Origin of the sequence: Mesorhizobium sp. M5C.F.Ca.IN.020.32.2.1, from assembly GCF_004023105.1 — a bacterium.
In the GTDB taxonomy this organism is placed as follows: Bacteria; Pseudomonadota; Alphaproteobacteria; order Rhizobiales; family Rhizobiaceae; genus Mesorhizobium; species Mesorhizobium wenxiniae.
Genome location: NZ_RZSX01001041.1, coordinates 1 through 1,979, shown reverse-complemented (window position 1 = coordinate 1,979; position 1,979 = coordinate 1). Strand labels below are relative to the sequence as shown.

Annotated in this window: 3 protein-coding genes; all 3 read right to left on the bottom strand. The window is 62.8% G+C overall.

Annotated features, from left to right (window positions below; genetic code table 11):
• The coding region (locus EOA86_RS32535) for an ABC transporter permease (protein ID WP_164892225.1) at window positions 1–630 on the bottom strand (630 nt) is incomplete at its 3' end.
• A 17-nt stretch (window positions 631–647) separates the two neighbouring features.
• Window positions 648–1,493 (bottom strand): ABC transporter permease, encoded by an 846-nt coding sequence (locus tag EOA86_RS32530; protein ID WP_128345339.1) that lies wholly within the window; start codon window positions 1,491–1,493, stop codon window positions 648–650.
• 13 nt (window positions 1,494–1,506) lie between these two features.
• The coding region (locus EOA86_RS32525) for an extracellular solute-binding protein (protein ID WP_128345338.1) at window positions 1,507–1,979 on the bottom strand (473 nt) is incomplete at its 5' end.

Here is a 1,979-nt window from a genome sequence, read left to right as displayed (position 1 = left end):
CGTCAGCAGGAAGGAAATCACGAATTCGTCCCACGAGAAGGTCATCGACAGGAAGAAACCGGCGAAGATCGCCGGCGCCATCACCGGCACTGTGATCAGCAGCAGCACCTTCCACTCGGGCGCGCCGAGGTCGCGCGCGGCGCGCTCGATGTTGATCTGGTGGTCGCCCATCTGGCTGTAGATGATGGCAAAGCACAGCGGCAGGTTGATCACGACATGGCCGATGCCGGCGGCAAGCAGCGATTTTGGCACGCCGGCCCAGTTGAACAGCACCAGCAGTCCCATGCCGATGATGAGATAGCTCACCGTCAGCGGCAGCGTGATCAGCCCGCGCAGCAGGCCTGAGCCGGGCAGGACGAAGCGTGCAAAACCCCAGGCGGAGAGGAAACCCAGCGTGACGGCGACAGCTGAGGAGATGGCTGCGACTAGAAGCGAATTGACCAGCGCCGAAGTCAGCCGGGTGTCGGCGAGCACGGCGTCGTACCAGCGCAGCGACGGCCCGGTGAAGGGCGGGATCGGAAACGACGTCGCCTGCAGCGAAAACAGCACCAGCACGACCACCGGCAGGAAAATGAAGCCATAGATGGCTATGGCGTAGAGGCCGGACAGGATGCGAATGGCTTTGGCCACAGTGGAGGAGCGCATGGTCAGGCCCGCTCGATCTTCAGCCAGCGGGCGCAGGCGAGATAGGCAATGGTAACCACGGCCATCAGAATGATCGACAGCGCCGAGGCGAGCGGAAAGTCGCCGCGCCGGCCGATCTGCATCATCACCAGCTGCGGCATCAAAAGTTCGTTGTTGCCGCCGAGGATCTGCGGTGTGATGTAGTCGCCGATGCACAGCACGAAGGTGAGAAAAGCGCCGACCATGATGCCGGGCAACGTCAGCGGCAGGACGACATGCAGGAACGTGCGCACCGGCCCGGCGCCGAGATCGGCGGCAGCTTTGCGGTAGCTGGGACTGAGCTGCTTCAGATTGGCGAAGATCGTCAGCGTCAAAAGCATGACGAAGAAATGGACGAAACCGATGATCGTGGCCAGCCGTGTGTTGGCCAGTTGCACCGGTTCCGCAAACAGGCCTGAGCCGGTCAGCGCGCGGTTGATCACGCCGTTCTGCGCCAGCACCAGCAGCCAGGAGTAGGAGCGCACGACATAGGAAGTCCAGAACGGCAGCACCGCCAGCATCAGCGCCAGCCGCTGCCAGCGCGCCGGCACCTGTTCGGCCAGGATCCAGGCGAAGGGGTAGGCGAGCAGCACCGAGATCAGGGTGACGATGGCGGTGACCTGCAGCGAGTTCACCATCGCCTGCCAATAGGCCGGATTGTTGAAGAACTGGCTGTAGTTTGACAGGGTGAAGCCGCCGCCATCATGCGCCGTCAGGCTGGAAAACCCCATGGCCAGGAAAGGCAGCACGAAGAACAGCAGCGTCCAGCCGAGCGCCGGCGTGACCAGCGCCCAGGGCAGGGCACGTCCACTGTTCGTGGCAGAGTTCATGACCGGCGACCGGTCATTGCGCCTGCAGCATTTCGGTCCAGACGTCCTGCATCTTCTTGTCGAGATCGGCATTCGGCGCCGGATAGGGCTGGGCGCGGGCTAGGAAATCCGGCTGCTCGTCGAAGCGCAGGATCTTCTTCTGCTCATCGGTCAGAGCCGCCTTGGTGTTCGCCGGCATGCCCCAATAGCAGGCCGAGGTGGAGAGCCGCGCCTGGCCTTCAGGGCTCATGATGTACTGGATGAATTTCAGCGCCATATCCTTGTTTTTGGAATCCTTGAACATCGCCAGCGACTGCGACCACAGCACAGCACCTTCTTTCGGGATTGAGAAATCGAGGGCAGGGTTCTCCTTGGCCAGCCCGGCCGTCACCCATTCGCCGCCGCCGACCAGAATGTCGACCTCGCCGGTTGCCAGCGCGGTCTGGCTGGCGGTCACCTCGCCGACCAGCTTGGCGTTGGCCTTCATCTTCAGCAGCTCTTCCTTGA